This is a genomic window from Methylobacterium pseudosasicola, assembly GCF_900114535.1.
In the GTDB taxonomy this organism is placed as follows: domain Bacteria; phylum Pseudomonadota; class Alphaproteobacteria; order Rhizobiales; family Beijerinckiaceae; genus Methylobacterium; species Methylobacterium pseudosasicola.
Genome location: NZ_FOTK01000006.1, coordinates 156,377 through 168,678 on the forward strand (window position 1 = coordinate 156,377; position 12,302 = coordinate 168,678).

At 70.7% G+C, this 12,302-nt stretch carries 15 protein-coding genes; 8 read left to right on the forward strand and 7 right to left on the reverse strand.

Features of this window, described 5'->3' with window-relative positions:
* The first annotated feature begins 101 nt into the window (after nt 1-101).
* On the forward strand, nt 102-803 hold the full coding sequence (locus BM228_RS08455; protein ID WP_092038963.1) for a DUF4142 domain-containing protein: 702 nt from the start codon (nt 102-104) through the stop codon (nt 801-803).
* 484 nt (nt 804-1,287) lie between these two features.
* On the opposite strand, the gene BM228_RS08460 is transcribed toward BM228_RS08455, so the two are convergent.
* The 3 genes from BM228_RS08460 to BM228_RS08470 form a co-directional block, all read right to left on the reverse strand.
* A complete protein-coding gene (locus tag BM228_RS08460; protein WP_092038965.1) occupies nt 1,288-1,950 on the reverse strand; it encodes a carbonic anhydrase in 663 nt (220 codons plus the stop codon).
* Between the two features lie 44 nt (nt 1,951-1,994).
* Nucleotides 1,995-2,510, reverse strand: coding sequence for an NUDIX hydrolase (locus tag BM228_RS08465; protein WP_092038967.1), 516 nt, complete (start codon nt 2,508-2,510; stop codon nt 1,995-1,997).
* A 93-nt stretch (nt 2,511-2,603) separates the two neighbouring features.
* Nucleotides 2,604-3,344 (reverse strand): DUF429 domain-containing protein, encoded by a 741-nt coding sequence (locus BM228_RS08470; protein ID WP_092038968.1) that lies wholly within the window; start codon nt 3,342-3,344, stop codon nt 2,604-2,606.
* Nucleotides 3,345-3,447: 103 nt separating this feature from the next.
* On the opposite strand from BM228_RS08470, the gene BM228_RS08475 reads away from it, so the two are divergent.
* A complete protein-coding gene (locus BM228_RS08475) occupies nt 3,448-4,329 on the forward strand; it encodes an HpcH/HpaI aldolase/citrate lyase family protein (RefSeq protein WP_092038970.1) in 882 nt (293 codons plus the stop codon).
* Complete coding sequence (dut, locus tag BM228_RS08480) at nt 4,326-4,796, forward strand: dUTP diphosphatase (protein WP_092038971.1); 471 nt, start codon at nt 4,326-4,328, stop codon at nt 4,794-4,796. The genes BM228_RS08475 and dut overlap by 4 nt, the downstream gene beginning before the upstream one ends.
* A 300-nt stretch (nt 4,797-5,096) precedes the next feature.
* Here dut and BM228_RS08485 read toward each other — a convergent pair whose 3' ends face one another.
* The gene (locus BM228_RS08485; protein ID WP_092038974.1) at nt 5,097-5,963 is read right to left on the reverse strand and encodes an ATP-binding protein; all 867 of its coding nucleotides are present in this window, start codon (nt 5,961-5,963) and stop codon (nt 5,097-5,099) included.
* 149 nt (nt 5,964-6,112) lie between these two features.
* Between BM228_RS08485 and BM228_RS08490 the strand changes: the two genes are divergently transcribed.
* The 5 genes from BM228_RS08490 (at nt 6,113) to BM228_RS08510 (ending at nt 9,892) form a co-directional block, all read left to right on the forward strand.
* Nucleotides 6,113-6,556, forward strand: a complete 444-nt coding sequence (locus BM228_RS08490; RefSeq protein ID WP_092038976.1) for an OsmC family protein — start codon at nt 6,113-6,115, stop codon at nt 6,554-6,556.
* 121 nt (nt 6,557-6,677) lie between these two features.
* Nucleotides 6,678-7,043, forward strand: coding sequence for a YybH family protein (locus tag BM228_RS08495; protein ID WP_092038978.1), 366 nt, complete (start codon nt 6,678-6,680; stop codon nt 7,041-7,043).
* Between the two features lie 85 nt (nt 7,044-7,128).
* The gene (gene serS, locus BM228_RS08500) at nt 7,129-8,484 is read left to right on the forward strand and encodes a serine--tRNA ligase (RefSeq protein WP_092038980.1); all 1,356 of its coding nucleotides are present in this window, start codon (nt 7,129-7,131) and stop codon (nt 8,482-8,484) included.
* Nucleotides 8,484-9,248: a 5'/3'-nucleotidase SurE gene (gene surE, locus BM228_RS08505; RefSeq protein ID WP_092038982.1), complete on the forward strand. Its 765-nt coding sequence runs from the start codon at nt 8,484-8,486 to the stop codon at nt 9,246-9,248. The genes serS and surE overlap by 1 nt, the downstream gene beginning before the upstream one ends.
* Nucleotides 9,245-9,892 carry a protein-L-isoaspartate O-methyltransferase family protein gene (locus BM228_RS08510; protein WP_092038984.1) on the forward strand — a complete coding sequence of 216 codons (648 nt, stop codon included), beginning with the start codon at nt 9,245-9,247 and terminating at the stop codon, nt 9,890-9,892. Before surE ends, BM228_RS08510 begins: the two co-directional genes overlap by 4 nt.
* 154 nt (nt 9,893-10,046) lie before the next feature.
* Here the strand turns inward: BM228_RS08510 and BM228_RS08515 are convergent, their stop codons facing one another.
* The 3 genes from BM228_RS08515 to secF are packed head-to-tail and all read right to left on the reverse strand — an operon-like array spanning nt 10,047 to nt 12,276.
* Entirely contained in the window at nt 10,047-10,925 is an 879-nt protein-coding gene (locus BM228_RS08515; RefSeq protein ID WP_092038986.1) for a phytoene/squalene synthase family protein, read from the reverse strand.
* Nucleotides 10,925-11,323 carry an Mth938-like domain-containing protein gene (locus BM228_RS08520; RefSeq protein ID WP_092038988.1) on the reverse strand — a complete coding sequence of 133 codons (399 nt, stop codon included), beginning with the start codon at nt 11,321-11,323 and terminating at the stop codon, nt 10,925-10,927. The genes BM228_RS08515 and BM228_RS08520 overlap by 1 nt, the downstream gene beginning before the upstream one ends.
* Nucleotides 11,324-11,334: 11 nt before the next feature.
* The gene (gene secF, locus BM228_RS08525) at nt 11,335-12,276 is read right to left on the reverse strand and encodes a protein translocase subunit SecF (protein WP_091863710.1); all 942 of its coding nucleotides are present in this window, start codon (nt 12,274-12,276) and stop codon (nt 11,335-11,337) included.
* Nucleotides 12,277-12,302 lie beyond the last annotated feature (26 nt).

Here is a 12,302-nt window from a genome sequence, read left to right on the forward strand (position 1 = left end):
CACGGTTTCGGCTGCGAGACCTTGGCCCTCGTCAAGGGGCCTGGGCTTCCGCCCCCGACCCAGTGTGCCGGTTCGCGTCTTCACTCGTACTCGAGGTCCCCATGCTGAAGAATTACGCTGCCGCGTCCGCGCTCGTCCTGGCCCTGTCGACCCCCGCCTTCGCGCAGGGCGCGAACGATTTCCGCCTGCAGTCGATGCAGGCGAATGCCTTCGAGATCCAATCCTCGCAGATCGCGCTGTCGAAGTCGCGCAACCCGAAGGTGCGGTCCTTCGCCCAGGAGACGATCCGTGACCACCGCGCCGCCAACGTGGCGCTGGCCGGCGGCGAGAACAATTACATGGCGGCCCGTGACGAAGGCCTGGGCGGCCTCGTGACGGCCCCGCTGGCGGTGGCGGGCGGCGCTGTCGGCGCCGGCGTCGGCGCGGCCACCGGCGTCGTCGGCGGCACCCTGGCGGGCGGCCCGGTCGGCGGCCTCGAGGGCGCCGGAACCGGTGCTGCCAACGGCGCGGCGGCCGGCAGCCGCATGGGTCGCGGCGACATGGCCACCGGCGCCTCGACAATCGTGCCGCCGAGCCCCGAGCAGCAGGCGATGCTCGCCGAGCTGTCGGCGACCCCGGCCGGCCCGCGCTTCGACCGTCTGTACGCGACCCAGCAGATCCAGGCGCACCAAATGACGATCGCCATGACCCAGGCCTACGCCCAGGGCGGCCCGAACCCGGCCCTGCGCAACTACGCCCAGCAGGCCCTCCCGGCCCTGCAGGCCCATTACGACCACGCTCAGCGCCTGCCGGGTGCGATGTAATTTCGGGATCGCCCGGCCTCGGCCGGGCGGCAACGGGAAGGGCGGTGGGCGCGAGCCCGCCGCCTTTTTCATGTCCGGTCGCACGCCAGTGTCATTGCGAGCGCAGCGAAGCAACCCAGGACGGCGCGCGCTCACGAAGCGTAGCGTCTCCCTGGGTCACTTCGCTGCGCTCGTGATGACGGTGCGAGACGATCAGCCGAGCGCCTCTGCGGATCAGCGCGCGAAACCGATGAAGGTCTCTGCCGTCATCGCCCCATAGCGGCCTCAGACCCACTCGGTCGTGCCGGCCCCGTTCCTTCGCGCTTCGGCTTGTGAAACCTGCGACAGGCTCCCTCGCCCGTGCGGGAGAGGGGACCCGCGTCGGATTCGGCAAGGAAGGAGCCTGCCGGCCCCATATTGGGGAGCGAAGCGTCGAGCTTCCCAGAAAGCCCAAGCCCCCCGGCTAGAGGGGCCGCACAAGCACCCCTAGCCCTCGCTCACCCCCTCAGTCGCAGGCCACCGCGGTCGGCAGCACCTTGCGCCCCGCATTGTCCACCGCCGGGTGGAAATCACCCGTCTCCGGATCGCGCACCAGCAGCACGCCGTTGGCGACGCCGAAATGGGCGCCGTGGAGGTTGAGCCGGCCGTCCTCGACCCGCTCCTTGATGAACGGGAAGCTCAGCAGGTTCTCGATGCTCTGGCTGACCATGGCGTGCTCCATCCGTGTCAGGTAGTCGGGCGCGCTTGAGTCCCCCGCCTTGGCCTCGGCCGGGGCCACGAGCGAGACCCACTTGCCGATGAAGTTGCTGCTGGAGAGCGGCGCGGCCTTGTTGGCGAAGGCCTTGATGCCGCCGCAGGTGGCGTGACCGAGCACGACGATGTGCTTCACCTCCAGGGCCTGGACGGCGAATTCGATGGCCGCCGAGGTGCCATGATAGGCGCCGTCCGGCTCGAAGATCGGCACGATGTTGGCGACGTTGCGGATCACGAACAGCTCGCCCGGCCCGGCATCGAAGATCGCCTCGGGCGCCACCCGGCTGTCGCAGCAGCTGATCACCAGGATCTGCGGCTCCTGGCTCTGGGCGAGCTGCGCGAAGCGCCGGCGCTCGGTGGGGAACCGGTCCGCCAGGAACGCGCGGTAGCCCTCGGTCAGGAATTCAGGGAACATGCCATCTCCTCAAGGTTGCGATCTTCGCAGGTGCGAGATCGGGATCAGCGATCGTGCCAAGTCAGAACGCGCGGCCGGGCCGGAATAGTCCCTGCGGCGAGATCGCTCGCGAGGTCGGCGAGACCCGCCGGCTCGACGCGCTCACCGCTCGCTCGGAGCTCGTCGAGCGGCCACCAGCGGGTGCCGATCACCGGGTTGTCCTCGGTCTCGGCGAGCTGGCTGGTATCGACCCTTTCGTCGGGCAGGCGGACCAGAAAGTAGCGTTCGCGGGCGTCCCGCGACTGGCGGAACAGGTGGAACGGGCCGTCGCAGGCGGCGACCTGCGGGCCGATCGCGACATCGTCGCGGCCGATCTCCTCCCCGAGCTCCCGCCGGCAGGCGGTGACGTGGTCCTCGCCGGGCTCCAGCCCGCCGCCGGGCATAAACCAGAACCGCAGCGGCTCGCCGTCCGGCCCCTTGGCGTGGACCGACGCGTAGGCGATCAGCAGGATCCGGTCCTGTGGATCGAGGACGATCGCCCGGGCAACGTGGCGGATCGGGATTGGGTGCGGCGCGCTCATGGGGCTGAGCTAGAGCGCGACGGTCCGGACGGACACGGGTCGCGCGCGCGATCCGCAAGAATTGAGCGCCGCACCGGACCGTGAAATCACTGATCATGGCCCTCGAATAGCCGGCGCCCAGATCACCACCGGCAGCCCATAGGCGTCCCGCTCCGGCGGATCCGGCAGCGGCACCGCGCGGCCGTCTAGGATGTCCCAGGCCACCACCAGGGCGGCCAAAGCGTCGAGATGGTCGTCGGCCGGCACGCCCTTGGCCCGGGCGTCGAGCAAGGCCGCCGGCAGGCCGGCCGCTTCGAGCAGGCTCCGGCGCAGGGCGAGCCCCTCTCGGGCCCGGGCGCCCTTCTTCGGCAAGCCGAGGGGGCGGCCGCCGTTGAGGGCGTGGAACGCCACCTCCGGGTGGACCTCATGGACCCGCGCCAATGCCTCCGGCCGCGCCCGCAGCAGCGTGTCCACGGCGCGGACATAGCGGAAGATGTTGTAGCCCTGGATCGAGGGCGCGAAGGGCGGCTCGCTCGCCGCCCGGGATGCGGCTTTGGCGGCGTCGTAGTCGGGCGCGTAGATCGCCGCCCGGGGCGGCATCGGGAAGACCGAGGATCGCGCGGCCCCGAGCCGAACCCGGGCGGCCAAGTCGGCAACCCGGCCGCCCCCAAGAATCCGGTCCGGCAAGCCGATCGGCACGTCGATGCCGACGATCAGCGGCTGCTCCGGCGCGTCGAGCAGCGCCGCCACATCAGGAAACAGGGCGCAGCGGTGCCGCTCCGGATCGTCGAGGTCGAGGAGCGCTCCCGCCCAGGCGCCCCGGCAGCCGTCGAGTCCCGCGACCCAGCGCGCCATCCCGTCCCCACGATCGACCATCCCCGCGATGCGTTCTTGCCCGGGACGCGGCGGAAAGCTATCGGCGATCCGAAGGGCGCCCCGCCGGCCCGGGAGAAGCGTGATGAGCGAGATCCGTCCCCGCCGCAGCGTGCTGGCCATGCCCGGCTCCAATGCCCGCGCCCTCGAAAAGGCGCGGAACCTCCCCGCCGACGTGATCCTGATCGACTTGGAGGACGGCGTCGCCCCGGAGCGGAAGGATGAGGCCCGCGCGGCGGTGGCGGCCGCGGTCGCGGCCCGGGGTTTTGGCCCGCGCGAGGTGGTGGTGCGGATCAACCCGCCCGAGACCGAAGCCGGCGAGGCCGACCTCGCGGCGCTGGCCGGGGCCGGCGCCGACGCGATCCTGGTGCCGAAGGTGCGCAGCTCCGACGCGCTGATCGCCGTGGGCTCCCGCCTGCGCCGGCTCGGCGCGCCCCTGGCGACGCGGATCTGGGCGATGATCGAGACCCCGATGGCGGTGGTCAATGCCGCCGAGATCGCCGGCGCCGCCCGGGACGTGGACGGCCGCCTCGCCGCCCTGGTGATCGGCCCCAACGACCTCGTCACCGCGGCCCGGATCCGCCCCCCGGGGCGGGCGGCCCTGCGCCCCTGGCTGATGACGGTTCTGGCCGCCGCCCGGGCCTACGAGATCGAGGCGATCGACGGCGTGTTTTCCGGCCTCGACGACGCGGCGGGATTCGAGGCGGAATGCAGGGAGGGCCGCGACCTCGGCTTCGACGGAAAAATGCTGATCCATCCGAGCCAGATCGAGCCGGCCAATGCCGCCTTCGGGCCGGGCGAGGCCGAGATCGCCGAGGCCCGCCGGGTGGTCGCGGCCTTCGCGGCGCCGGAGAACCAGGCGCACGGGGTAATTGCGCTCGACGGGCGCATGGTCGAACGCCTTCATGTCGAGGCGGCCCGGCGCATCCTGGCGCTGGCCGAGGCGATCGGGCGGCTCGGCGCGTGAGCGCGCTGCCTGAGGTCGGCCTGCGCCTCCTCGACCCGCGCCTGACCGGCTGGGGATTCCCGCGCTGGGGCTCGGCGGCGGCCGCCGGCCTCGACCTCCATGCCTGCCTGGACGAACCGCTGGTCCTGCCACCGGGGGGCGCTCCGGCCCTGATCCCAGCGGGCTTCAGCGTGCTGATCCGCAACCCCGACTGGTGCGGCCTGATTTTCCCCCGCTCCGGCCGCGGCCACCGCGACGGCCTCGTGCTCGGCAACGGCACCGGCGTGATCGACGCGGATTACGAAGGCCCCCTGATGGTCTCGGCCTGGAACCGCGACGCCGCGAGTCCAATCCGGATTGAGCCGGGCGACCGGATCGCGCAGCTGGTCTTCACCCGCGTGACCCGGCCGGTCCTGACCGTGCTGGAGGACGAGCCCGGTTCGGGCTCGGGGCGGGGTGCGGGCGGGTTCGGATCGAGCGGGCGGTAGGCGACGCGCTGTGGATCCAGGGCCGCGCAAGAGCGCTGGACATCCAGATCACCGCCCCGTCCCGCAATGGCTGAGCCACTCCACTCCACCGCCGCATCCTGAGCGGTCATCAGACGCGTCCTTCCCATCCCCCCTCATCTTGAGGCGACGAAGCGCAGCGAAGGCCTCGAAGGAGGCCTTCAGGGATCAAGGAGGCTTCTGGAGGGCTCCTTCGAGGCCCGGCGATCTGCGATCGCCAGGCACCTCAGGATGAGGGCGTGGGTGGGATATCTCAGTTTGATCAGGCGCTTATAAGACTCTTCAATCCAGCGCCTTCCCCATCCGCCCGGCGAGATCCTGGATGAACTGGAAGGCGGTGCGGCCGGAACGGGAGCCGCGGGTGGTAGCCCATTCCAGCGCCTCGGCGCGCAGGCGTTCGGGCGGCAGGTCGAGGCCGTAGCGCTCGGCATAGGCGCGGATCATCGCCAGGAACTCGTCCTGGCTGCATTTGTGGAATCCGAGCCAGAGGCCGAACCGGTCCGAGAGCGAGACCTTTTCCTCCACGGCCTCGCCGGGATTGATCGCCGTGGAGCGCTCGTTCTCCACCATGTCGCGGGCGAGCAGGTGCCGGCGGTTGGAGGTCGCGTAGAACAGCACGTTGCCGGGCCGGCCCTCGATGCCGCCGTCCAGCGCGGTCTTGAGCGACTTGTACGAGGTGTCGTCGCCGTCGAAGGACAGGTCGTCGCAATAGACCAGCCAGCGATGCGGATCGGGCCGCAGCAGCGCCATCAGGTCGGGCAGGGCCTCGATATCCTCCCGGTGGATCTCCACGAGCTTCATCGGCCGCGCGCCCTCCGGCCGGCGGGCGTTGATCTCGGCATGGGCCGCCTTGACCAGCGAGGACTTGCCCATGCCGCGGGCGCCCCAGAGCAGGGCGTTGTTGGCCGGCAGGCCACGGGCGAAGCGCTCCGTGTTCTCGATCAGGGTGTCGCGGGCCCGGTCGATGCCGGTGAGCAGACCGATCTCCACCCGGGCCACTTGCGGCACCGCGGTGAGCCGCCGCTCGGGCCCCCACAGGAAGGCGTCGGCGGCGTTCGGGTCGAAGGCCGGCGGGGCGGGCGGGGCGGCCCGCTCCAGCGCGGTGGCGATCCGCTCCAGGAGCGGCATCAGAGTCTCGAGGCTCGTCATCGGATCGGGGGGTTGGCTGCCGGATCGGTGGAGCAACCGTACTACGGCGTTCGGTTGCGGAAATCACCCGGTCGACGATTGCATCCGCCCGGGGCCGAACGCGCCCCGGTATCGAACGTTGGATGCTTCGCGAGGCCGGGAGGGCGCCGATGGAAGCGGGACCGACGATCCGGATCACCCAGGTCGGCGCTTATGTCTTCACGGTCGATTTCGGCGCCGCCCTGCCCGAACTCCTCACCGACGAGGCGCCCCCGGTGGGCGGCGGCACCGGCCCGGTCCCGGAGCAGATGCTGATCGCCGGGGTGGCGAACTGCCTCTGCGCCAGCCTGGTCTTCGCCCTGGGCAAGTTCCGGCAGGACGCGCAGAGCGTCGCCGCGGAAGCCGCCTGCCGGGTCACGCGCAATGCGGAGGGCCGGCTACGGATCACCGGGATCGACGTGCACATCCGGCTCGGCGCGCAGGCTGCGGCGATGCCGCGGATCGATCGGGTGCTGGAGCAGTTCCAGCGCTTCTGCACGGTCTCGGAGAGCGTGAAGGCCGGGATCCCGGTCTCCGTCTCGGTGGAGGATGGCGACGGGACGCGGCTCGCGTGACGCGTGGTGAGGGTTCCATGCGGGGGTTTTTGCAGAGATGCGGCCGAAGCCTCCGCTCCGGCAAGCCTCCACTCACCGCATCCCGCGATGAGAAAAATCGTTGTCCGGACAGGAGTGACCCATGGCAGACGACTCCCAAAAAACCGCCCGCGAGCCGAGGGCCCTGGCCCAGCTCTTCAACCAGCGCGCCAATGCCGGCGACGTCGAGGGGCTGGTGGCGCTCTATGAGCCGGGGGCGGTGCTGGCGGCCGGGCGGGTGGTCGCCACCGGGCATAACGAGATCCGGGCCTTCTACGCCAGCCTGCTGGGGCGCAAATCCGACTTCCCAGCTCCCGAGACGCTGCAGCCCATCCGCAACGGCGATCTCGCTTTGACCTTCGCCCGGCTGCCCAACGGCGCGCTCTCGGTGGAGGTCGCCCGGGCGCAGCCGGACGGGACCTGGCTCTGGGCGATCGACCAGCTGAAGATCGCGCCGCCGAAGGACTAGCCGTCCCGCGCTTGTCCCACCGGACGCGATGCGGCAAAGCGGGGGCCGCGCGCCTCGAGCCTGCGCGCCGATCCGAGCCGACACGATGCACGACATCCGCGCCATCCGGGACAACCCGGACGCCTTCGACCGCGACCTCGCCCGCCGGGGCCTCGCGCCGCTCTCGGCCGAGCTGATCGCCCTCGACGAGGCGCGGAAATCGTCCGTGTCGGCGGCCCAGGCCAACCAGGAGCGGCGCAACGCGCTGGCCAAGGAGATCGGCGGCGCCAAGAAGGCCAAGGACGAGGCCCGCGCCTCCGCCCTGATGGCGGAGGTCGCTGCCCTCAAGGCTGCAGAACCCGCCCTGAAGGCGGCGGAGGCCGAGGCCGACAAGACGCTCGCGGAGAAACTCGCCGCGATCCCGAATCGTCCCAAGCCCGACGTGCCGGACGGCGCCGACGAGCACGGCAACGTCCTCTACCGCAGCCACGCCGCGACCCGCGAGCGCCTCACCGAGGGCAAGGAGCATTTCGAGCTCGGCGAAGCTTCCGGGCTGATGGATTTCGAATCCGCCGCCAAGCTCTCAGGCTCGCGCTTCGTCGTGCTGAAGGGCCAGCTCGCCCGGCTGGAGCGGGCGCTCGGCCAGTTCATGCTCGACCTGCACACGCAGGAGCATGGGTATCTCGAAGTTGCGCCGCCGGTGCTGGTGCGGGATGCGGCCATGTTCGGCACAGCGCAGCTGCCGAAGTTCGAGGACGATCAATTCTCCGTCTTCAAAGGCCTGGATTACGTCAAGTCGCTGCAGGGACCGGCGGGTCAGGCCGCGGCAGACGCCGCACCGGTCAGCGACGAGCATTTCTGGCTCGTCCCAACCGCTGAGGTGCCGCTGACGAACCTCGTGCGCGAGTCGATTCTGTCCGCGGAAGAACTGCCCCTGCGCTTCACCGCGCTCACCCCCTGCTTCCGGGCCGAGGCCGGGGCGGCGGGGCGGGATACGCGCGGCATGCTGCGCCAGCACCAGTTCAACAAGGTCGAGCTGGTCTCAATCACGACGCCTGAGGAATCCGCCAACGAGCACGAGCGCATGCTCACCTGCGCGGAAGCTGTCCTCAAAAAGCTCGATTTGCCCTACCGGGTAATGACGCTCTGCACCGGCGACATGGGTTTTGCGAGCCAAAAGACCTACGACATCGAGGTCTGGGTGCCGGGCCAGCGTACCCACCGGGAGATCTCTTCGTGTTCCGTCTGCGGTGAGTTCCAGGCCCGCCGGATGAACGCGCGCTACCGGGGCAAGGACGGCAAGCCGGCCTATGTCCACACGCTGAACGGCTCGGGGGTCGCGGTCGGCCGCGCGCTGATCGCCGTGATGGAGAACTACCAGAACCCGGACGGGAGCATCACGATCCCGTCGGTGCTCCACCCCTACATGGGCGGGCTCAACCGGATCGAAGGGGCCCGCTGATGCGCATCCTAGTCACCAATGACGACGGCATCCATGCGCCGGGGCTCGCCACCCTGGAGGAGATCGCCCGGGAGCTGTCCGACGACGTCTGGGTGGTGGCGCCGGAGAGCGACCAGTCCGGCGTGTCGCACTCGCTCTCGCTGAACGACCCGCTGCGCCTGCGGCAGGTCTCGGAGCAGCGCTTCGCCGTGAAGGGCACGCCCTCCGATTGCGTGATCCTGGGCGTGCGCCACATCCTCGGCGATCACGGGCCGGACCTGGTCCTGTCGGGGGTCAACCGCGGCCAGAACGTCGCGGAGGACGTGACCTATTCGGGCACGATCGCGGCCGCCATGGAGGGCACGATCCTGGGCATCCGCTCGATCGCGCTGAGCCAGGCCTACGGCGCGGGTGGGCGCAGCGCGCTCAAATGGGATTGCGCCCGCGAGCACGGTCCGAAGGTGATCCGAAAAATCCTGGAGACGGGGATCGAGCCCGGCATCCTGGTCAACGTCAACTTTCCGGATTGCGAGCCCGACGCCGTGCAGGGCGTCGCGGTGGCGGCGCAGGGTTTCCGCAATCAGGCGCTGCTGTCGATCGACGCCCGGGTGGACGGGCGCGGCAATCCGTATTTCTGGCTGGCCTTCGCCAAGGCCCGGTTCGAGCCGGGCCACGGCTCGGACCTGAAGGCGATCGCCGAGAAGCGGATCTCGGTGACGCCGCTGCGCCTCGACCTCACCGACGAGCCGACCCTGACCCGCTTCGCGCAGGCCTTCGCGGCGTGATCGACCTGGGCAGCCTTGAGGAGGCTGCCGGCAACGCGGCCTTCGTCATGGCGCTCCGAGGCCGAGGCCTGCGGGACACCGCGATCCTGCGGGCCATGGAGCAGGTCCCGCGGGAGCCCTTCGCCCCGGCCGCCCATCGCGCCCAGGCCCGGCGGGACATCGCCCTGCCGCTGCCTTGCGGCGCCTCAATGACCGCGCCGACACTGGTGGCGCAGATGTTGGCGCTCCTGCGGGTCGAGCCCGGCCACCGGGTCCTCGAGATCGGCACCGGCTCCGGCTACGCCACGGCGCTGCTGGCGAGGCTCGGGGCCGGCGCGGTCCTGAGCCTGGAGCGCTACGCAACGCTGGCCCGGGAGGCCGCCGCCCGGCTCGCCGACCAATCCGAGGTCCACGTGGTCCAGGCCGACGGCCTCGCCTCGGAGCTGCCCGATGGCGGCTTCGACCGGATCCTGGTCCACGGCAGCGTCGATTCCATCCCGCCGCACTGGCGCGCGGCCCTGGAACCGGGCGGCCGTCTGGTGACCGGCCTTCTCCACGATAGCCGCTGCCGGGTCGCGACCCTGGCGACTCCCGAGGCCGACCCGGAGCTCGGCCCACCGACCCGCCTCGCGGCGCTGGTGCCGGGGTTGGCGCGGGTGCTGTGACGTCCCCGTTCCAAGCTGTCATTGCGAGCGCAGCGAAGCAACCCAGGGCAGCGCGCGATCACAAAACGTAGCGCATCACTGGGTTGCTTCGCTGCGCTCGCAATGACGGTGCGGTACCTTCGACAGCAGGCGAGATCTGGAAACCCGAAGGTGTTCATCCGATCCGCCGCGAAGCGCGCCACAGCCGCCACAGCCTGCGCCAGCGCGGCAGGTCGGTGAGCGTGTTGAGCGGGTCGTAGCTCGCCCGCTCCATCGTCGCGAGATAGGGCTCGACCAGGGCCACCGGCAGGAAGGCCGTGCCGGCGAGCGGCGCGATGGCCGGGCGGGCGGCCTCGAAGGCCCTGAGATGGGTCCGGGCGAGGTCGCGCAGGTCGGCGCAGGCCCGGCGCAGGCCGGGGCCGCCGCGGCCGCTAGTGATGTCCTCCCGGGTGACGCCGTAGCGGGCGAGCACGTCGGCCGGCAGGTAGACCTGGCCGGAGCGGGCGTGCCAGGGCAAGGCGCGCAGCAGGCCGGTGAGGCCGTAGGCCACGCCGGCATGACCGGCGGCGCCCGCGCCGCCCGGCTCGGTGCCGTTGCCGATCACCAGGCTCGCCAGCCGGAACAGGGCCGAGGCGGTCTCGCCGCAATAGCCCTCTAGGTCGTTCACCCGGGGCATCGGATCCTCGTAGAGGTCGAACACTCTTGCGTCGATCAGGTCCACGAAGGGCTGCCGCAGCAGGCGGTTCACCCGGATCGCCTCTTCGAGGGCCGCCGCCACCGGGTTGGCGCGGACATCGCCCCTTGCCTCGCCCTGGAGCGCGTCGCGCCACCATTGCAGCCGGATCTCCCCGGCCATCGGGTTCGAGGCGGCCTCGCGCACCCGCGCGATGGTCAGGCTGAAGGCGTAGAGGGCGAAGAGATGCGGCCGGGCGGCGGCCGGAGCGAACAGGGTCGCGTAGTAGCGATCGGGGTCGCCGTCGCGGACCAGCTGCTCGCAATGGGCCTGCGCGAAGGCCAGGCCGGTCTCGGCGGGCTTGTCGTCGACCTCCGGCATCAATCGACCACGATCAGGGCGGCCGCGACCTTGCGGTTCTCGGCCACCAGGATGTTGTAGGTGCGGGCCGCCGCCCCCGTCTGCATCACGTCGAGGCCGACGCCGGCATCCTTGAGCCAGCCGCGCAGGGACGGGTCGATGGCCGCGATGTCCAGGCCAGTGCCGACCAGCAACAGCTCGATCCCCGCCGCCTCGGCCTGGACCGGGCGCAAGGCCGTGCGGTCGATCGCCTGCGGGGACGTCACGTCCCAGGCGCGCACCCCCGAGGGCAGGAGCAGGAGCGAGCCGCGATGCGACATCCCGGCGAAGCGGAAGCCGCCATTGCCGTAGGTGTCGATGATGTGGCGCCCCGGCACGAAGCCGGATTCGAAGGTCTTCGGGCTCGCCTGCTCGGCCATCGCGTCAAAAATTACTCGGCGGGTTGCGGGACGCCGGAGCGCTCGGCCGCCGCCCGGGCGCCCGAGAGCATCAGCCCCAGATAGATTAACACCGGAGTCGAGACGAAGATCGCCGAGTAGGTGCAGATCACGACGCCGCAGAGCATCACGATGGCGAAGCCCTTGATCGCCTCGCCGCCGAACAGGACCAGCGCCAGCAGCGACAGGCCCGACGAGATCGAGGTCATCACGGTCCGCGACATGGTCGAGTTGATCGACAGGTTCAGCAGGTCGACCGTGGGGATGGTCTTGTAGCGCCGCATCAGCTCGCGGGTCCGGTCGAACACCACGACGGTCTCGTTGAGCGAGTAGCCGACGATGGTCAGGATCGCGGCGATCGAGGTCATGTTGAACTCGATGCGGGTGATGATGAACACGCCGACCGTCAGCACGATGTCGTGGAGCGTGCCGACGATGGCGCCGAGCGCCAGCTCCCGCTCGAACCGGAACCAGAGGTACAGCAGCACCGCGACCACCGAGAGCACGACGCCGAGCGTGCCGGACTGGACCAGCTCGCCCGATACGCGCGGGCCGACGGTCTCGGTGCGGCGGAAGTCGTAATCGGCGTCGAAGGCGGCATGCGCCTTGTTCATCACCGCGGTCTGGCCCTGCTCGCCGGGCTGGAGCGGCAGGCGCACCAGCACGGTGCCCTGGTTGCCGAGCTCCTGCACCTCCGGCTCGCCGAAGCCGAAGCCGACCGCGGTGTGCCGGATCGCGGCCACGTCGGCGGTGCCGGACTTGGCCTGCAGCTCGACCAGGGTGCCGCCCTTGAAGTCGATGCCGAAGTTCAGCCCGATGGTGAGGAACAGCACCACGGTGGCGAGCGACAGAACCGCCGAGAGCGGAAAGGTCAGCCGCCGGAAGCGCATGAAGTCGAAATGCGATTCATCGGGCCAGAGGCGGAGCAGGCGCATTTTTTTCGGACCTAACGTGTGGAAGA